18 protein-coding genes and 1 other annotated feature are annotated in these 18,770 nt (G+C 43.2%); of the genes, 12 read left to right on the top strand and 6 right to left on the bottom strand.

Annotated features, from left to right (window positions below):
- Nucleotides 1-46 precede the first annotated feature (46 nt).
- From DEF30_RS01220 to DEF30_RS01240, 5 genes are all read right to left on the bottom strand, one after another.
- Nucleotides 47-751 carry an ABC transporter ATP-binding protein gene (locus DEF30_RS01220; RefSeq protein WP_294095525.1) on the bottom strand — a complete coding sequence of 235 codons (705 nt, stop codon included), beginning with the start codon at nt 749-751 and terminating at the stop codon, nt 47-49.
- Nucleotides 744-1,523, bottom strand: a complete 780-nt coding sequence (locus DEF30_RS01225; RefSeq protein WP_294095526.1) for an ABC transporter ATP-binding protein — start codon at nt 1,521-1,523, stop codon at nt 744-746. Before DEF30_RS01225 ends, DEF30_RS01220 begins: the two co-directional genes overlap by 8 nt.
- 1 nt (nt 1,524) lies before the next feature.
- Nucleotides 1,525-2,436: a branched-chain amino acid ABC transporter permease gene (locus DEF30_RS01230; RefSeq protein WP_294095528.1), complete on the bottom strand. Its 912-nt coding sequence runs from the start codon at nt 2,434-2,436 to the stop codon at nt 1,525-1,527.
- A 20-nt stretch (nt 2,437-2,456) separates the two neighbouring features.
- A complete protein-coding gene (locus DEF30_RS01235; protein WP_294095530.1) occupies nt 2,457-3,341 on the bottom strand; it encodes a branched-chain amino acid ABC transporter permease in 885 nt (294 codons plus the stop codon).
- A 67-nt stretch (nt 3,342-3,408) separates the two neighbouring features.
- Nucleotides 3,409-4,572 (bottom strand): ABC transporter substrate-binding protein, encoded by a 1,164-nt coding sequence (locus DEF30_RS01240; RefSeq protein ID WP_294095532.1) that lies wholly within the window; start codon nt 4,570-4,572, stop codon nt 3,409-3,411.
- 61 nt (nt 4,573-4,633) lie between these two features.
- Nucleotides 4,634-4,870: a binding site (T-box leader), on the bottom strand.
- A gap of 325 nt (nt 4,871-5,195) precedes the next feature.
- Here DEF30_RS01240 and DEF30_RS01245 point away from each other — a divergent pair.
- The gene (locus DEF30_RS01245) at nt 5,196-6,059 is read left to right on the top strand and encodes a CHAD domain-containing protein (protein WP_294095534.1); all 864 of its coding nucleotides are present in this window, start codon (nt 5,196-5,198) and stop codon (nt 6,057-6,059) included.
- Between the two features lie 24 nt (nt 6,060-6,083).
- Here DEF30_RS01245 and DEF30_RS01250 read toward each other — a convergent pair whose 3' ends face one another.
- Nucleotides 6,084-6,737: a hypothetical protein gene (locus DEF30_RS01250; RefSeq protein ID WP_294095536.1), complete on the bottom strand. Its 654-nt coding sequence runs from the start codon at nt 6,735-6,737 to the stop codon at nt 6,084-6,086.
- A 186-nt stretch (nt 6,738-6,923) separates the two neighbouring features.
- Here DEF30_RS01250 and priA point away from each other — a divergent pair, with 186 nt between their 5' ends.
- From priA to DEF30_RS01305, 11 genes are all read left to right on the top strand, one after another.
- Entirely contained in the window at nt 6,924-9,113 is a 2,190-nt protein-coding gene (gene priA, locus DEF30_RS01255) for a primosomal protein N' (RefSeq protein ID WP_294095538.1), read from the top strand.
- A 15-nt stretch (nt 9,114-9,128) separates the two neighbouring features.
- Nucleotides 9,129-9,641, top strand: coding sequence for a peptide deformylase (def, locus tag DEF30_RS01260; protein WP_294095540.1), 513 nt, complete (start codon nt 9,129-9,131; stop codon nt 9,639-9,641).
- A 4-nt stretch (nt 9,642-9,645) separates the two neighbouring features.
- Nucleotides 9,646-10,590, top strand: a complete 945-nt coding sequence (gene fmt / locus DEF30_RS01265; protein ID WP_294095889.1) for a methionyl-tRNA formyltransferase — start codon at nt 9,646-9,648, stop codon at nt 10,588-10,590.
- Entirely contained in the window at nt 10,590-11,285 is a 696-nt protein-coding gene (locus tag DEF30_RS01270; RefSeq protein ID WP_294095542.1) for a zinc metallopeptidase, read from the top strand. The genes fmt and DEF30_RS01270 overlap by 1 nt, the downstream gene beginning before the upstream one ends.
- A gap of 9 nt (nt 11,286-11,294) precedes the next feature.
- Nucleotides 11,295-12,611 carry a 16S rRNA (cytosine(967)-C(5))-methyltransferase RsmB gene (gene rsmB / locus DEF30_RS01275; protein WP_294095547.1) on the top strand — a complete coding sequence of 439 codons (1,317 nt, stop codon included), beginning with the start codon at nt 11,295-11,297 and terminating at the stop codon, nt 12,609-12,611.
- Between the two features lie 142 nt (nt 12,612-12,753).
- Nucleotides 12,754-13,788, top strand: coding sequence for a 23S rRNA (adenine(2503)-C(2))-methyltransferase RlmN (rlmN, locus tag DEF30_RS01280; protein ID WP_294095550.1), 1,035 nt, complete (start codon nt 12,754-12,756; stop codon nt 13,786-13,788).
- Between the two features lie 10 nt (nt 13,789-13,798).
- Nucleotides 13,799-14,524 (top strand): Stp1/IreP family PP2C-type Ser/Thr phosphatase, encoded by a 726-nt coding sequence (locus tag DEF30_RS01285; RefSeq protein ID WP_294095553.1) that lies wholly within the window; start codon nt 13,799-13,801, stop codon nt 14,522-14,524.
- Nucleotides 14,521-16,416, top strand: a complete 1,896-nt coding sequence (gene pknB, locus DEF30_RS01290) for a Stk1 family PASTA domain-containing Ser/Thr kinase (RefSeq protein ID WP_294095556.1) — start codon at nt 14,521-14,523, stop codon at nt 16,414-16,416. Before DEF30_RS01285 ends, pknB begins: the two co-directional genes overlap by 4 nt.
- Nucleotides 16,417-16,546: 130 nt before the next feature.
- Complete coding sequence (gene rsgA / locus DEF30_RS01295; protein ID WP_294095559.1) at nt 16,547-17,410, top strand: ribosome small subunit-dependent GTPase A; 864 nt, start codon at nt 16,547-16,549, stop codon at nt 17,408-17,410.
- A complete protein-coding gene (gene rpe, locus DEF30_RS01300; protein ID WP_294095561.1) occupies nt 17,404-18,060 on the top strand; it encodes a ribulose-phosphate 3-epimerase in 657 nt (218 codons plus the stop codon). Before rsgA ends, rpe begins: the two co-directional genes overlap by 7 nt.
- Nucleotides 18,053-18,688, top strand: a complete 636-nt coding sequence (locus DEF30_RS01305; RefSeq protein WP_294095564.1) for a thiamine diphosphokinase — start codon at nt 18,053-18,055, stop codon at nt 18,686-18,688. The genes rpe and DEF30_RS01305 overlap by 8 nt, the downstream gene beginning before the upstream one ends.
- Nucleotides 18,689-18,770: the final 82 nt, after the last annotated feature.

An 18,770-nucleotide genomic window follows, 5' to 3' on the forward strand; every position in this document is an offset into this window, starting at 1 on the left:
CTACTATAAGGGGAGCATATCACTGATTGAATCAGAGGGTGCTTTTTTATCCACCCAAGTATGCTTTCCGGATCTCATCCATAGCCAGAAGATCTTTAGAGAATCCTTCTGTCTCTACGGTGCCTGTTTTTATGATGTAACTTCGTTTGGATATTTTCAGTGCAAGATTCGCATTTTGTTCCACCAAAAGGATGGTAGTGCCTTCTTCATTGATATTTTTTATAATTTCGAAGATTTCATGAACAATGATTGGGGCAAGCCCCATGGATGGTTCATCCAGAATAAGCAGTTGAGGTTTTGAAAGGAGACCTCTTGCGATGGCAAGCATCTGCTGTTCTCCTCCTGACAGGGTTCCAGCAATTTGGTGCTTTCTTTCGAGAAGTCTTGGAAACAGGAGATACGCTTTCTCAAAATCCTTCTGAACCTGTGCCTTGTCTTTTCGGGTGATGGCTCCCAGTTCCAGGTTTTCTTCCACGGTCATTTTGGGGAAGATGCGTCTTCCTTCTGGAATATGAGAGATGCCTTTCTTGACAATGGCAGAGGAAGATACTTTGGAAAGATCTTCACCCAGAAACAGTATATTTCCGGAAGTCTTTCTTTCTAGTCCGGATATGGTTCGAAGCGTTGTGGTTTTCCCTGCACCATTGGCACCTATGAGAGAAACAATCTCGCCTTTGTGGACTTCAAGAGACAGATTTTTCAGTGCTTCTATGGCACCATAATGCACTGAGAGATTTTCCAGCTTAAGCAATATTCTCACCTCCAAGATAGGCCTTGATCACTTCGGGATGGACCTGTATTTCTGCAGGGGTTCCTTGAGCAATGAGATTCCCATAGTCAAAGACAAACAGATCATCGCAAAGATTCATCACAAGTGACATGTCATGTTCAATGAGGATGACGGACAGATGGAAAGTTTCTTTCACCCATTTGATAAGCTGGGTAAGTTCTTTTGTCTCTTGAGGATTCATGCCTGCAGCAGGTTCGTCAAGAAGCAAAAGACTTGGTTTCGAAGCCATGGCACGGGCGATTTCCAGTCTTCTCTGATCTCCATAGGGCAGATTTTTAGCTTTTTCATCACATTTGTCTGACAAATTGAAAATTTTAAGAAGAGCCATTGCTTCTTCTACAGCTTTTTCTTCCCCAGTAAAAAATGGAGCAAGTCTGAATAGTGCAGAAAAAACGCTGTATTTCAAGTTGGGATGATTGCCAAGCAGAACATTTTCCAGTACAGTCATTTCCTTAAAAAGCCTGATGTTCTGGAAAGTCCTTGCAATCCCATGAGAAGGCATCTTCTGAGGCTGGATGGATTTCCCGGAAACAGTATCCTTCAGATGATACACAATCTCTCCTGACGAGGGGATATAGATGCCTGTGAGCAGATTGAAAAAAGTTGTTTTCCCTGCTCCATTCGGTCCAATGATTCCAGTAATGCTGTCTTTACGGACCGATAGATTCACATTTTTCACAGCCTTGATGCCGCCAAACTCTTTCGTAAGACCTTTTACTTCCAAAATTTCCATATTATGCCTCCTTCCATACTTTTCGGATCAGTTTTTTTAGGATGTTCTGAGGCTTGTAGACCATCATAATAAACAGAATCACAGCATAAATCACCATTCTGAGTTCAGGAATTCCTTGTAAAGACAAGGAGAGGAGAGATAAGACCACAGCGCTGATCACGGAACCCTTGATGCTGCCAAGCCCTCCCAATACAACGATGACCAGTATATCAATGGACTTCATGAAGCCAAATGAATCGGGTCTGATGAAGTAGAAATAGTTTGCGTAAAGAGCACCTGCAATACCTGCGAAGAAAGCACCCATAGAGAACACCAGAATCTTATAACGGCTCACCGGAACACCCATGGCGGTGGATGCAAGTTCATCCTCTTTGATGGAGAGCACAGCACGTCCATGATAGGAATGAATGAAGTTATGAATCACAATGATGGTAAAAAGAACCATACTGTAGAGCCAGGGCCAGTTGGTGTATCTAGGGATGTCATTAAGACCCATGGCACCTCCGATATAATCTGAGTTTAGTCCCACAATACGCACAATTTCTCCAAATCCGAGAGTTGCAATGGCGAGATAATCGCCTTTCAGTCGTAAGGTTGGGATGCCGATGAAAAGTCCCGCTGCTGCCGCTGAAAGAGCTGCTCCAAGGATTCCCAGAGAAAAAGGAAGATCAAACTTCACCGTAAGGATTCCTGATGCATATGCGCCTATGGACATGAATGCCGCATGACCCAGTGAGAACTGACCAGTGAACCCTGTGATGAGGTTCAAGCTCACCGCCAGGATGATGTTGAGACCGATACTGACAAGGTTTAGAAAGATATAGGAGTCAATGATTCCCGCTTTCATTAAAAGATCCACCAGAAGATACCCTGCGGCAATAGAGGCTGCAGTGATCATATTTTTTTTCGTCATGATTTTTCTCATATTATCACCTATACTTTCTCTTGTGTGTTTTTGCCAAGAAGTCCTGATGGCTTTACCAGCAAGAAGACTATAAGAATGAAGAATGCCACTGCATCCTTATATAAGGAACCGCCCAAGGCGCTCACGGCAGTTTCAACGATTCCGAGGAAAAATCCGCCAAACACAGCTCCGGGAATTATGCCGATTCCGCCGATTACTGCAGATACAAAGGCTTTCAGTCCAGGAGTGGCACCCATGAGGGGGTTGATTGTACTATAGTATACGCCGATGAGAACACCAGCAGCACCTGCCAGAGCTGAACCGATGAAAAAGGTATAGGATATGGTCTGATTCACATTGATGCCCATCAGTTCTGCTGCATCTCGATCCTGAGAAAGTGCACGCATGGATTTCCCCATCTTTGTGAACTTCGTCAGGTACATCAGCAGAAGCATCATAATGAGGGTGATAAAAATGATGTAAAAACTTTTAATATCAATCAGTGCTCCTGTGGAGAAAACATCGATTTGCTTGGATGGAAGAAGGTCTTTATAGGTTCTGCTTTCAGGACCCACAAAATACATCATGCCATATTGCATGAATAAGGATACAGCAATGGCTGTAATGAGTGCTGAAATTCTTGTGCCGTTTCGTAGTGGTTTGTAAGCTACCTTTTCAATGACCATACCCAGCACTCCGCTTAAGATCATGGCCAAAAGCAGTGCTGGTAGAAAGGGTAGACCCAAAACGCTGGTGAGATAGAGTCCAATATATGCACCGACCATCAGCACTTCACCGTGAGCAAAGTTGATCAGGTTGATGATTCCATACACCATGGTATATCCTAAGGCAATCAAAGCATAGATGCTTCCAAGAGAAATGCCATTGACAGCCTGTTGTAGTAATTGTTCCAAAATATTTCCCCCTTAATGAAAAGACGCAAGCTGCCTAAAAAGGCAGCTTCGGCATCTGAATCTTTTTTTATGGTTCCTGTTTCATCAAATAGGTTGGGACGCCATCTTTGACTTCTAGGATTGTAACTGCTTTGATTGGGTTATGGAACTCATCCATGCTGAGTGTACCAGTGATGCCTTTGAAGTCCTTTGTGGATGCCAAAGCAGCTGTAAGTTTCTCACGGTCTGCCTCACCAGCTCTTTCCAGTGCATCTGCTACCATATAAGCCATGTCATATCCAAGGGCGTTGAATGCATCTGGATCTTTGCTGAACTCCTTGTTGAAGGCAGTCTTGAAAGTAACGACTTCTGGAGAAGTGTCACCGGAGGAGTAGTGGTTTGAATAGTAGGTTCCATTTAAGTTTTCCGCACCGGCAATCTCAACTAGTTTTGGTGAGTCAAAACCATCTGCACCAAGGACAGGAACATCAAGGTCTAATTCTCGTGCCTGTTTGATGATAAGACCTACTTCTTCATAATATCCAGGAACAAAAAGCACATCCGGGTCTGCAGCTTTGATGTTGGTGAGCAGAGATTTAAAATCAGTTTCTTTTGCCTGATAGGCTTCTTCTTTCAGAATCTCTCCACCTAAGGCGGCATAGGTTTCACTGAAAGCATCGGTGAGACCTTGGCTATAATCAGAGGTGTTGTCTCTTAATACAGCAGCCTTTAAAAGACCCAGTTCCTTTGCAGCAAAGTTTGCCATGGTAACTCCCTGGAAGGAGTCGCTGAAACAGGTTTTAAACACATACTGGCGCACACCGCCTTCTGCATTCAGTGTCACATCATCTGCGGTAGAAGATGCAGAGATGAGAGGCACTTTGTTTTCCTCTGCAGCAGGCAGTGCAGATTTCACATTACCTGAAGTAGCAGGTCCTAAAATGGCCACAACCTTGTCACGGGTGGCAAGTCTTGAAGAGACATTGGCAGCTTCTTCCCCTGATGACTTATTGTCTGCTTTGACAAGTTCAATTTGTTTTCCAAGAACTCCGCCATTGGCGTTGATTTCCTTTACGGCAAATTCGATTCCCTCCACGAGGCTTGTTCCATAGGTGGACACATTACCAGAGAGTTCATAGTTAAGACCCAGTTTTACGGTGTCTCCATCACTGGATGATCCACTGGCGGCACAGCCGGATAAAAATAATACGGATAAGAGCGATGCGGTGAATAGCTTCAGTTCTTTTTTCATTTGTTTCCCTCCGAAATCATAATAAATTGTATAAAAAAACCTCTATCATGTCCTTTGACATAATAAAGGTGCTTTAGCACGGTACCACTTTACTTTTGCAGATTCCTCACAGAATCTGCCTCATCAGGTTCTAGTAAACCCTAACCCTTTAACGCTGGTATGCGTCATTACTTAGTAAGCTTGCTGTTCGGTAATGAAATTCAGAAGTGATAAGCAGCAATAGAGGTTTGTATCGGTTTTCAGCATCCCCGACTCTCTGTGACAATTTCTATAGTGCAGTCTTCCTCAATATTTTTAAATTATTGATTTTTTTGTGAACTTGTAAGGATATTAACATTCTGATAACAACAAGTCAAATATAATTTCAAATATTTTAAAGAACTAGATGATTTTTAACGATATAATGATAGTGGGTGTAATCGGTTTGCATTTCAAAACCGGGAGTACAAACCTTTTCATTTTTCTCCAAATTAAAAACAATTAAGAATTATGAATGAAATATTAATAATATCACATATTTTGCTCAAACCACTATTCAGCTTCGCAACAAAGAAGTAGATAGATTGTTATTTTGGTGACGAACTGGTCCGAAACAATGAAACACCATAAGGAGGTGTAAGGTTTTGATTCAAAATCAGTCAGTGGAACTGTTCTTCTATCAAGCAAGAAAACTGTCTCAAGATGCCCATGTGCAGCTCCTGCTGTGTCTGGAAGGGGATCATTGGACGGAAGAGGAGGAAAAGATACATGATCTGCGGGTGATCTTCCGGCAGCTCCTGTCCATCCATGAGTTTTACGAACCGCTGCTTCGGTTGAAAACCAATAAAAAAATCAAGAATAACTACCAGCTTTTACTGAGGTCTCTGGGTCCCAGAAGAAAAGCAGATGTGTTTAGGAAGCTCTTTCACGAGTTTGAGGTGTACTGGGAAGAAAGCGGCAAAACCATCGGAAGTGAGGAAGAAAAGAATAGGGTACTTCATTCTGTTTTACAGAATGATCGAAGGAAGAAAGAACTATATGAGGATACTTTTCAGTTCAGAATGCTGTTGTACAGAACGGTCTCATGGTATTATTTTGATTCAGAGTCCCTCGTAAAAGACAAAAAAGGATCCATGGAGGACCCCGGGAATGAGTTTATCGTGAAGCGTTTTGATCGTCTTCTGAAAAAACACAGAAAGCTTGAGAAACAAGCGTATAGCGGAGAGGATGATAAAATCCATAAGTTGAGATTAGAGGGGAAAATCCTCTATTATAATCTGATTTTCTGTAAAAGCCTTCTCCCCCTAGAGAAAATGAAAGAAGCGGAAAGATTGAAAAAACTTCATGATGTCACCGGAAAATTGCACGATCTGGAAGAAATCCGTATGGTGCTGTGGAAGAGGAGAAAGAATGGAGAAATTCAGGAATACCTGGAGGAAATGCTGCGTTTCTTCGAAGCTGAAAAAAAGAAGTGTTTTATAAAGTTTTTGAAAATAATACAGAAATAAAAGTCCTGGTTTCCCAGGACTTTATCAATAAGTAGCTGGAGTTACGATGATGATCGAGCTTGAAGTGCCTTGCAAAGGATAGCTTTCCCGGATGGGACCGGTAAAGACGACAAATACACGGTCACCGCTTTTCAGAAGATCCTTGCTGCTTTCCAGGCCGAAGGGATAGTAGGAGCCTTCTGGAACAGAAACATAGATTTCCGTATCCTCACCGTATCCTTGCAGATTGCCTTTGAGATGCACAGTGCTGATGATGCCTTGGCCTTGATCGAGAACATCCACCACTTCTGCTTCCATGTACAAGGGAGAATCCTGGTTTTCTAGAATCTTCACTTCCAGTGCAGTGGCTTGGGCAGGATAACTGGTTCTGATTTCGGGGCTGCTTTTAATATCCACATACATGCCACGTTTCAGTTCTACGGGGTCGATCCTTTGGTTATTTTGAAGTATTCGGATGTCATCCCCAAGGGAGAATTCTGTCACAGTAGGTGAAGATGTTTGCGAGGTTTCAAACTGTCCATCCACCAGAAGTGTCATGAATCCATCATTATGGGTATGGATGATCATGCCCCTGTATAGAATGGAATCATCAGATCCCAGAGCTCTCGAAACGGCATAAAGTGTACCAAGGAGAAGAAGAAGAGAAAGAATCATATATTTTTTTGTGTTTTTTTTCATAAAAACTCTCCTTTCAGATGGTACTTCATTATAATCATAAAAAAGAAGAGATGGAGTAACAGATTCCTTACAGAGAGAAAAGGACTGAGAGAAAAGAAGAGGAAAAGAAGAGGAAGCACTCCAGCAGTCTTGGAAGGGTGAAGTGAAAAGTGTTATAATAGATGGGTTGAATAAGGGGGTGAGAAGATGAAAGCAGCAGGAATTATCATCAATCATGAGGCGCTGGCCACAGATCGGATCTATACTTATGGGATACCTGAAAAAATGAATTTGAAAATAGGCCAGAAAGTACGTATTCCCTTTGGATCAGGCAACAGGAAGCTGGATGGATTCGTTGTAGCACTCTATGATGATGAAAATTTGGCCTATGACATGACGAAAATGAAAGAGATTTTTTCTGCAGATCCTGAGGTGTACTTTGAGGAAAAAGATCTTCCACTCATGGATAAAATCAGGAAGAGTTATATGGCCACTTATCTGGATGTGATTAAACTGATGATTCCCAAAGGAATTCTTCAGGGAATGAAGCATAAAATGAGTGAGAATCTTTATACAATTGCTACTTTGGCACCAAAGCATCAGAAAAGCCCCTATATGGAGATTTACACAAAAGTGGATCAGCATCCAGGAAAGTTTATCAAGGCAGATCTGGTTCGGCAAGGGTTCTCCTTGAGCTCCGTGAATACGCTCATCCGTCATGGTTATATGGCAGTTCTCAGTGAAAAAGACTACAGGTACAATGTCGAGGAATATGAGAATTATGAAGAAAGAACCCTCAATGAAGAGCAGAGGACTGCAGTGGAAACCATAGACAAAAAAGATGGAACCTATCTTCTTCATGGCATCACCGGATCTGGTAAGACGGAAGTGTTTATGGAACTTATCCGAAGAGGTCTTCAAAGAGGAGAGGATGCCATTGTCTTGTTGCCGGAAATCAGCCTGACACCTCAAATGATTGAAAGATTTAAGGGGAGATTTGGAAAAGAGATCACCATCTTTCACTCCAGACTCAGTGATGGGGAACGGTATGATGAATGGCACCGGGTGAGGGCTGGGAAGGTGAAAATTGCCATAGGAGCAAGATCTGCGCTGTTTCTTCCCTTCAAGAACCTCAAAATGGTCATTGTGGATGAGGAACATGAAACCACTTATAAATCTGAAATGAGTCCCAAGTACAATGCGAAAGAAGTGGCAAGACTCATGATGGAAAAGAATGGAGGACGGCTTGTGCTGGCATCAGCCACCCCTTCTGTCGAATCCTATTATCAGGCAAAAGAAAAGAAACTGTCCCTGGTCAGGTTGACCAGACGTGCCACCGAAGGTGAGCTTCCAAAGATGGAAGTTGTGGATATGCGGGAAGAGCTTCTCAGTGGAAACCGCACGATTTTCTCCCGAGCGCTGATGAAAAAAATGGAAGAGGTTCTGGAGAGAAAGGAACAGATGATTCTATTTCTAAATAGAAGAGGGTTTTCAACCTTTGTGTCCTGCAGATCCTGCGGCTATGTGTTCAAGTGCGGCAACTGCGATATCAGCATGACCTATCATAAAGACAACTCCCTCATCTGCCATCAGTGCGGTGCCAGGAAGTATCTTCCCAAAACATGCCCCAGCTGTCAGTCCAAGTATATCAAGCAGTTTGGCACAGGAACAGAAAAAGTCGAAGAAGCCATTCGGAAAATGTTTCCAGAGGCCAAGGTGATGAGAATGGACCGGGATACAACAAAACACAAAGCAGCCTATGAAAACATGTACCAGAATTTTAAAAACAACGATTGTGACATCCTCATAGGAACCCAGATGATCAGTAAAGGACTGGATTTCAAGGATGTCACTCTTGTGGGGATACTGGCTGCAGACCTTTCGCTGAATCTTCCGGATTTCCGGTCCTCCGAAAAAACGTTCCAACTGATTACTCAGGTGGCGGGACGAGCGGGAAGAGGGGATAAGAAAGGAGAAGTGGTGATTCAGACGTACAGTCCGGAACATTTTGCGGTGGAATATGCGAAAACCCATGATTATGAAGGATTCTATGAGAAAGAGATTCTCATGAGGGAAGCACTGAAAAATCCGCCATTTACGAAGATTTTTCATATGGTGTTCACCTCTGAAGATGAAAAACTCCTGAGAGAGAAAGTCATGGAGATCGGCGAACATTTAAGAAATTATTTGAAGAAGTATGATACTATCATTTTACTGGGACCTAGTCCCTGTATGATATCAAAGATCAAAAACAGCTACAGATGGCAAATAATTCTGAAAGGTGATTTTTCACCAGACAGTCAGGAAAGCATCAGGCTTTTCGTTCAGAATGAGATGAAATCTGTCTATAAAGCTATTAAAGTCAGTTTGGATATCAATCCCAACAGTATGATGTGAAAAAGGAGAAAAAAGATGGCATTACGAGAAGTAAGACACGTACCAGACAGTGTGTTGAGAAAGGTGGCAAAGCCAGTTACGGAAGTGACTCCAAGAATGAAGACACTGATTAAAGATATGTATAATACGATGGATTATGAGGACGGAATCGGATTGGCAGCACCACAGGTGGGGATCCTCAAGAGAATCTTCACCGTGGGCATTGGCGACATTCGGTTGGCTTTTGTGAATCCTGAAGTCCTCGAGACAGAAGGGGAGTATCTGGATGTGGAGGGATGTCTTTCCATACCAGGTGAAAATGGGGTAGTGAAGAGACCCACCTATGTGAAGGTGAAAGCCATGAATGAAGAAGGGAAGAATTTTATCATCGAAGCGAAGTATCTTCTTGCGCGGTGTATTCTTCATGAACTGGATCATCTGAATGGTGTGCTCTTTACAGATAAGCTGGAAGAGGTAGGGGAAGACTTTGAACCTGAAGAACAGGTTGAGGATCTTCTGATTTCCCTGACCTATCCTGATGGTGAATAACATGATGAAGATCATATTTATGGGCACACCAGACTTTTCGGTCCCATCTTTGAAAGTGCTCGACGACAGGTATGGGGTCTCACTGGTGGTGACACAGCCGGACAAGGAAAAAGGCAGAGGCAAAAAGGTCACTTTTCCTCCTGTGAAGGAAGAAGCGCTAAGAAGAAACATTCCTGTGAAGCAGCCTGTAAGGCTGAGAAATGACAGAGATCTTATAGAGGAAATGAAAAGCATCGCACCGGATTTTATCATCGTGGTGGCTTATGGACAAATCCTCAGTGAAGAGATTCTGGCGATTCCCAAATATGGATGCATCAATCTTCATGCGAGTCTATTGCCAAAGCTAAGAGGAGCAGCTCCCTTGAATTTTGCTCTTATTGAAGGACACAAAGAAAGCGGGGCCACAACCATGCTCATGGATAAAGGACTGGATACTGGAGATATGCTGCTCGTCCGAAAAATTGAGCTGAGAGAGCAGATGAATGTGGAAGAACTCCATGACAGGATTTCTGAGATGGGTGGAGAACTGCTTGTAGAGACCATGGAAGGACTCATAAGTGGTTCTGTGAAGCCACAGCCTCAAAACCATGAGGAATCCACTTACGCGCCGCTCATTGATAAGGAGTTTCAGCTGATCCAGTGGGACAGTTCATCTTTTGCGGTTCACAATCTTGTAAGAGGGCTGTCCCCGGTTCCGGGTGCTTTCTCCTATCTGGATGGACAGAAGGTGAAAATACTGGAAACCGAAGTGGTGGAGGATCCAAAGGGGCCAGGAGGTGCACCTGGAGAAATCCTGAATGTTTCCAAAGAGGGAATCATCGTGGCAACGGGAGAAGGACAGATCAGAATTTTAAGGCTGCAGTACCCTGGAAAGAAACCCATGAAGGTTCGTGATTTTTTAAATGGAAATACAGTTTCCGAAAAATATTTTAAAAGGAGTGAAGGGTGATGTTACCATTTACGTTTGGATTTGACCCTACATTTTTACTGCTGATTCCAGCGATGATACTGACCATATTTGCTCAAAGCAAGATACAGAGCACCTACAACATTTACAGACGGGAAGGCCTTAGAAGCGGAATGACGGGAGCTCAGGTGGCTAGAATCGTTCTGGACCGCTCAGGTCTTCAGAATGTTGCAATAGAGATGGTAAGAGGAAATCTCACCGACCACTATGACCCAAGAACGAAGGTTCTGAGACTCAGTGAAGAGGTCTATTCCAGGCCGTCCATCGCTTCAGCTGGAGTAGCTGCCCATGAAGCGGGTCACGCCATACAAGATCAGGAGGACTATGGTCCGCTGAGAGTTCGTGCTTTTATGGTGCCTTTTGCCTCCATCGGTTCCAGATTTTCCATGATCATCATCTTGGCGGGACTTCTTTTTGAAATGTTCAGCCTTGTGGATTTGGGCATCGTTCTCTTTTCTCTGGTGGTCCTTTTTCAGTTGTTTACGTTGCCAGTAGAGTTTAATGCCTCCAGCAGAGCCCTTGCAGTTCTTGGAGATTATCATATTCTGGCAGAGGACGAGGTGCCTAAAGCGAAGAAGGTTCTGGATGCTGCAGCACTCACCTACGTAGCAGCTGCGTTCTCCTCTATAATGACACTGGTCCGGCTTCTCGTAATCCGTGATCGAAGAAGGGATTAAGGAAATACTATGATGAATGTCAGAGAAACAGCCGTGGAGATTTTAGGGAAAGTCCTTTATCAGGGAGCTTTCTCCAATCTTCTTCTGGACCGTGCGATTCAGTCCGGACAGGTGAAAGAAGAGGATGTTGGACTGCTCACAGAAATTGTATATGGCACACTGAAATATCTTCTTACAATTGATGAGATCTTAAAAAGAAATACAAAGATCTCTTTATCAAAAACAGAGCGTTATGTTTTGGATGTTCTTCGCATCTCGGTTTACCAGATGCATTTCCTGGATCGCATACCACCCTATGCCGTCATCAATGAAGCTGTGAATCTAACAAAGAAAAAAGCGCCGAAAGCCTCCGGGTTTGTCAATGGTGTTCTTCGTGGATATCTCCGAAAAAAAGACGAGCTGTATACGTTCAATAAAAAGATAGATGAAGAGATCTACGAGTATTCCTTTCCAGCCTGGATGATTCAGCTGTTTAAAAATCAGTATGGAGACAAGTACCTGGAAATATTGAGCGGACTGAATGAAAGACCCGTGATCACCTATCGGGTGAATACGCTAAAGATGTCAAGGGATGCGGCTCTTGAAGAGCTAAGGCAGCTTGGTTACAGTGCTGAAAAGACAGCCATTTCGCCTTATGGAATTGAAGTCACTGGTGGAAAGAGTGTGATGCAGAACCCGCTGTTCAGAGAAGGGGTCCTTACGGTGCAGGATGAAAGTTCTATGCTGGTAGCTCCTCTTGTAGTGAGCGAAGGGGAGGAATATCTGGATCTTTGTTCTGCACCTGGTGGAAAAACAATGCATCTAGCGGAGCTCCTTCATGATCAGGTGCCGGTTCATGCTTTCGATATCTATGAAAGCAAGCTTCGCCTGATCCGAGAAAACCGGGACAGGTTGGGATTAACCTCTGTAACCATCAGGAAAAACAATGGTCTTCACCTTTTACCCGAGTATGTGGGTAAAGCCCATGTGCTTCTGGATGCTCCCTGTTCAGGACTTGGAATCATCAGGAAAAAGCCTGAGATCAAATATACAAAGACACCAGAAGAGCTTCTGGATCTTGTGAAAATCCAGAGAGATCTTCTGGAGACGGCTATGAACTATATTCCACCTGGCGGTACACTGGTGTACTCCACCTGTACGCTGAATCAAGCGGAGAATGAAGAGAATGTCAGATGGTTTCTGGAGCGGCACAATGATTTCGAAGCTGTTCCCATCAATGTTGGAGAAGGAGATCATCTTCAATACGCTCCGGAAGGATTTCTCACCATCTTGCCCGGTAAAACCATGGATGGGTTCTTTATCAGCAAACTGAAGAGAATGTCATAACCTCTGCGACGGTCTGAGAAAACCGTTCCAGAGGTTTTCTTCTGAAAATCTAAGAATAATTTAAAGAAATTTAACATAATTTATGATAAAATGTCCATGTTTATGAATGAAGTCCAGAAGTATTCTGGAAAAGGATGTTAGCATGACGAATATTTACGATTATTCTCTGGAAGAACTGAAAGCCTGGCTCGTGAGTCAGGGAGAAAGTGCTTTTAGAGCGAAGCAAGTTTATGATTATTTATATAAAGGGATTACGGATCCAGATCTGATGAAAACCCTCAACAGGAGCACGAAAGACAAGCTGAACGAGCATTTCCACATGGCGCTGCCTCAAGTTCTTGAGAAACGGGTATCAAAGGATGGCACCATAAAAATGCTTATGGTGCTGGAGGATAAAAATATCATCGAGACCGTAATCATGAAGTACCATTATGGCTATTCAGTGTGTGTATCTTCCCAAATCGGCTGTAAAATGGGGTGCACCTTCTGTGCGTCTACAAAAGATGGTATGGTAAGAAATCTGACACCAGGAGAAATTCTGTCTCAGATCATCGCAGCATCTTTAGTGGTAGGAGAAAGAATCTCCCATGTGGTACTCATGGGATCTGGAGAACCCCTTGATAATTTTGATGCAGTGCTCAAGTTTTTAAGTCTCGTGAATGCGAAGGAAGGTCTTCATCTGTCCCATAGAAACATTACAGTATCTACCTGCGGCCTTGTGAACAGAATCATTGAACTTGCGGATCAGAAGCTTCAGATCACCCTTGCGATTTCGCTTCATGAGACTACAGACGAAGCCAGAAAGAAGATCATGCCAATTGCTAACAAATATAGTATTCAGGAGATATTAAATAGTGTAGAATATTATATGAGCAAAACTGGAAGAAGAGTTTCATTTGAGTATGCATTGGTTCGAGGTTCCAATGACACCAGAGAAAATGCATATGCTCTTGCAAAGCTTCTTGAAGGAATGAAGGTTCATGTGAACCTGATTCCGGTCAATGCAATAAAGGAAATGCTGTATTTACCGTCAACCAATGAATCCATCCAAGGCTTTAAGGATGTTCTGCTTCAGTCTGGGATTGAAGCTACAATCCGCAGAGAGATGGGTGGAGATATTGACGCTGCTTGTGGGCAGCTGAGAAGAAGCTATTTGGAAAATAGAGCTGACCTGTGAGGAGAAACATATGATAGAAAGGATATCAGATATTGGCAATATCCGACAACTGAATGAAGACACCTATGGCATCCTGGAGGATGAAGTGTTCAACCTTTTTCTGATATGCGATGGCATGGGGGGACATAATGCAGGTGAAGTTGCAAGTGCCCTTGCTAAAGAAACTGTGCTTGATTTCATGAAAGGAATCCAGCAGGAAGAACTGCTTCTGCCCTCGCTGATGAAAGCAATCACAAAAGCAAACCATGAGATTTATGCGTTATCTTCTAAAGAGAAAACCATGAGCGGTATGGGAACAACCATGACAGCGGCGCTGAGCCATCATGGAAGACTTGATATCGCACATGTAGGAGACAGCTCGCTCTATGTGGTGTACAATAATGAGATTAAGAAAATCACAAAAGACCATAGTTATGTTCAAGAACTTGTTGATCTTGGGAAAGTCACCGAGGAGGATGCGAAGCATCATCCGAATAAAAACATCATCACAAGAGCTGTAGGAACCAATCTTCATGTGGAGATTGAAGCTTATACGCGGCAGACGGATCATAAGGAAATATATTTGCTTTGCACGGATGGTCTTTCAGATTATCTCTCTGCACAAGAGATCTTAGAAAAGCTTTCCGGTAGCCAGGATATGCATAAGTCCATGATGGAACTTGTGGAAATGGCCAAAGAAAGAGGTGGAAGAGATAACATCACGCTAGTAATTTTTGGAGGAGAAGCGTTGAAATGATAGGAAAAATATTAGGGAACCGTTATGAAATCACTGAAAAAATTGCCCAGGGAGGCATGTCCGTTGTATATAAAGCACTGGATCTGAACTTGAACCGCTATGATGCAGTCAAAGTGCTGAAGCCAGAGTTTTCATCCAATAAGGATATTCTGGATAAATTCAAGCAGGAAGCCAATGCTGTCGCTTTTTTATCTCATCCTAATATCGTCAATATTTATAATGTTGGCAGTGAGGATCAGATCCATTATATTGTCATGGAGTATGTGAAGGGAAAAACTCTGAAAGAAGTCATAAAAGCTCAGGGAAAACTGTCTGTGGAAGAAACACTGAATTATTCCTATCAGATTGCTCGCGCATTGGAGTCCGCACATAACAGCAATATCATTCACCGTGATATTAAGCCTCAGAATATCATGCTCACCAAAGACGGGCTGATTAAAGTGACAGACTTTGGTATTGCAAAACACTCAGATTCTGTGACCATTACCAATTCTGGTAAGATCATCGGTTCAGCTCATTATTTCTCACCGGAGCAGGCTAGAGGGAACATGACAGATGGAAGATCTGACATATACTCCCTTGGCATCGTGATGTATGAGATGGTCACCGGCCAAGTGCCCTTTGATGCTGAAAGTCCAATCACCATCGCCTTGAAGCATATGCAAGAACCTCTCCCATCACCAAGAGCGCTGAATCCTTCTGTGAGTGCTGGGTTAGAGAAAGTGATTCTCAAAGCCACGGAGAAGAATCCCATAGACCGATACCAGAGAATCGAAGACATGATGATGGATCTTCGTGCGCTGATGAATGGTGAAAGATTAGAATCTAAAGAAAATATTAATACAGATCACACACAAGTCATGAACGCGGTAGTACCGGAAAGGAAAACTATGAGAAACGACATTTATGATGATGAAAAGCCATCAAACAATAAGAAAAAGACACTGATTATTGGCCTTGCCATGATCCTGGTAGTGGTACTCGGTGCACTCATTGGGGATGCGGTATTCAGCCGCGGCAATGGAAATCAGCCAGGAGAGGTTTCGGAAGAAGAAGTGGATATCCCTGAAATCATGGGGCTTACCAAGGAAGAAGCAGAGGATGCGCTGGAAATGGTGGGTCTTGTTCTTGAGGTTACTGGAACCGAGACATCGGAGCAGCCTGAGAACACTGTGATCAAAGTGATTCCTGAAGAAGGAACCACGGTGAAGAAGGGAGTAACCGTTTCTGTTGTACTGAGCGCAGGAGAGGAAAAGCTTTATGTCCCTGATATCACAGGAAGTACCGTTGAGTCTGCAGAAATTATTCTGGGCAATAACGGGTTTATTCTTGGAACTACCAAAGAAGAGTTCAGTGAAACTGTTCCAGCTGGAGAAATCATCGGGCAGGATCCACTGGTCAACACTTCCATGCCAAAGGGAAGTGCTGTAAATGTAGTGGTTTCTAAAGGTCCGGAGATTGTTTTATCTATTGTTCCTGACATGAAGGGACGCACACAAAGAGAGGCGCAAGCTCTTCTTGAAGCGGTTGGTCTTACCATTGGGGAAGTGAAAACTGTACCTACTGGAGATGAAGCCCAAAGCGGACGTATTGTAGAACAGAGTCTTCCTGCTGCTACAGAAGTGAAGGAAGGAACTAAAGTCAATATTACTCTTTATGAGTACACAGAAGTGAATATTCCAAGCAATCTCATCGGAAAGACTGCCGGAGAAGCTGTGACTGCTCTGAAAGCGTTGGGATTAAATCCTGTGCTCGTTGATGGAACGGTCAACAGTGATCTTGTGGTAGAGCTGAATCCAGGAAGAGGCCCCGTGGCCTATGGAAGTACGGTGGAAGTCCTGGGTGAACCTGAACCGGTAGAAGAAGAACCTACTGAAACACCAGCGGGTTAAGTAGAACTGTAAGTGAACAGCCAGCTCATTAATTTGAGCTGGTTGTTTGTTTTTGCTGATTCTTTGGTAACAAACAGGAAGAAATAGATTATAATAGAACGTAAAGAATAGAGCGGAAAGGACTGATGCAATGGAAGGGATTATTGTTAAAGGGATTGCAGGATTCTACTATGTGAAAACTGTACAGGGAGTTTTAGAATGCAAAGCACGAGGTGTATTCAGAAAAAATAATATTACACCGATGGTTGGAGACCGGGTTTCTGTGGTTTCAACGCCAGAAGGAAATGTGGTGGATGAGATCCACGAAAGAACTTCGGAACTTGTTCGGCCTTTTGTGGCCAATGTCAGCCAGGCGTATGTAGTTTTTGCTTTGAGAAATCCAGACATCAATTTTGAGCTTTTGAATAAGTTCATCATTTCCTTGGAAAAGAATGGCATTGAACCGGTGCTTGTTTTCAATAAGAGTGATCTTGCCACGGAGAATGAGAAGATACAGTTGAAAGAACTGTTCAAAGGAACCGGATACCAAATTCATTTTATCACTGCAAAGGATGGCACGGGTTTGGAGGAGCTCCTCAAGGGGCTGAAGGATCAGATTACCGTGTTATGCGGTCCATCGGGTGCAGGGAAATCCACACTGCTCAATAAACTGGCAGGATCCGAAAAAATGGAGACGGGTATTATTTCCGAGAAAGTGAAAAGAGGAAAACATACTACAAGGCACAGCGAGCTGATTGCTGTCGATGATGCTCTTCTTGTGGATACACCTGGTTTTTCCACCATGGAGATGACCATGGAAGCGAAGGAGCTGAAGGATTATTTTCCGGAGTTCCATGCCTATGAAGGTCATTGCCGCTTTCAGGGCTGCAACCATGATAAGGAGCCAGGCTGCAGGGTGAAAGATGAGGTCGGGAAATCAATTTCTGTGGAGAGATATAATTATTATGTCAAATATTATAATGAGCTGTTAGAGGAGAATAAAAGAAAATGGTAAAAATTGCCCCATCAATCCTATCTGCTGATTTTGCAAATCTGGGCAGAGATATAAAAAGAACAGACGAAGCAGGAGCTGACTGGATCCACATTGATGTGATGGATGGGTCTTATGTTCCGAATATCAGTTTTGGGCTTCCAGTAATCAAAGCAATCCGTCCTTATACTGAAAAGCTTTTTGATGTTCATCTGATGATTGTCAATCCAAGCAGTTATATAGATGCTTTTGCGGATGCAGGAGCGGACCTCATCAACTTTCACTATGAAGCTGAAGTACATGTGGACCGTGCCATTGAGAAGATCAAGTCAAGAGGTCTGAAAGCGGGAATCACGCTAAATCCGGCAACCCCTGTGGATGTGCTGAAACCGGTGCTTCATAAACTGGATCTTGTGCTTATCATGTCTGTGAATCCTGGGTTTGGTGGCCAGAGCTTTATTCCGTATACCCTGGAAAAGGTAAGGGAACTGAAGAAAATGGCGGAAATCTTGAATCCGGAGCTTCTGATTGAAATTGATGGTGGAATTGATGTCCATACAATCAAAATGGCGGTGGAAGCAGGATGTGATGTAGTAGTTGCAGGATCTGCAGTGTATAAGAATGGAGAGATTGAGAACAATATCAGTGCACTCCGAAGGGCCAGTTATGAGTAAGGCTATTATTGTATCTGGTGGGAAAAAACCGAGCCGGTCACTTTTTGACAAGCTTCTCAATGAGAACACATATCTGATAGCGGTGGATAAAGGAGCTGAGTTTTTCCGAGAAGAGAACATTGTCCCGGATCTTCTTGTCGGGGACTTTGACTCTATTTCGAAGGAAACCCTTTCATTTTTTCAGGATAAGACCATCGTTAAATCCTATGATGAAGAGAAAGACTTCACAGACACGGAAGCGGCGCTCCATGAGGCGATTATCCTAGGGGTGGATGAGATTGATTTCTTAGGATGTACAGGCAACAGATTGGATCATTTCGCCGGAAATTTAGCCCTGCTGGACCAGAGTCTTGATAAAGGTGTCAAAGCTTACATGTATGATGATCATAATAAAATCTATCTCATGAAATCTCCGGGAGTCATCGAGAGGGATTTCGGCAGGTATATCTCTTTTCAGGGGTTTAGAGGCCCTGTAAGGGGGTTTGGTGTAAAAGGGGTAAAGTATCCTTTATGGAACTATGACCTCAAATTCGGCGATCCTAGAACCATTTCCAATGAGTTTATACAAGATAAGATTTCTGTCACATTTACAGAAGGAGCACTCTTGGTTTTTATGACGGAAGATTAATAAAAAAGGAAGTATAGAATGTGAAACATCACTTTTCCATACTTCCTTTATTAAATCTGCATAAAAGTAAAATAGCCGACCC

Source organism: Proteiniclasticum sp. (assembly GCF_003514505.1).
Lineage (GTDB): Bacteria > Bacillota > Clostridia > Clostridiales > Clostridiaceae > Proteiniclasticum.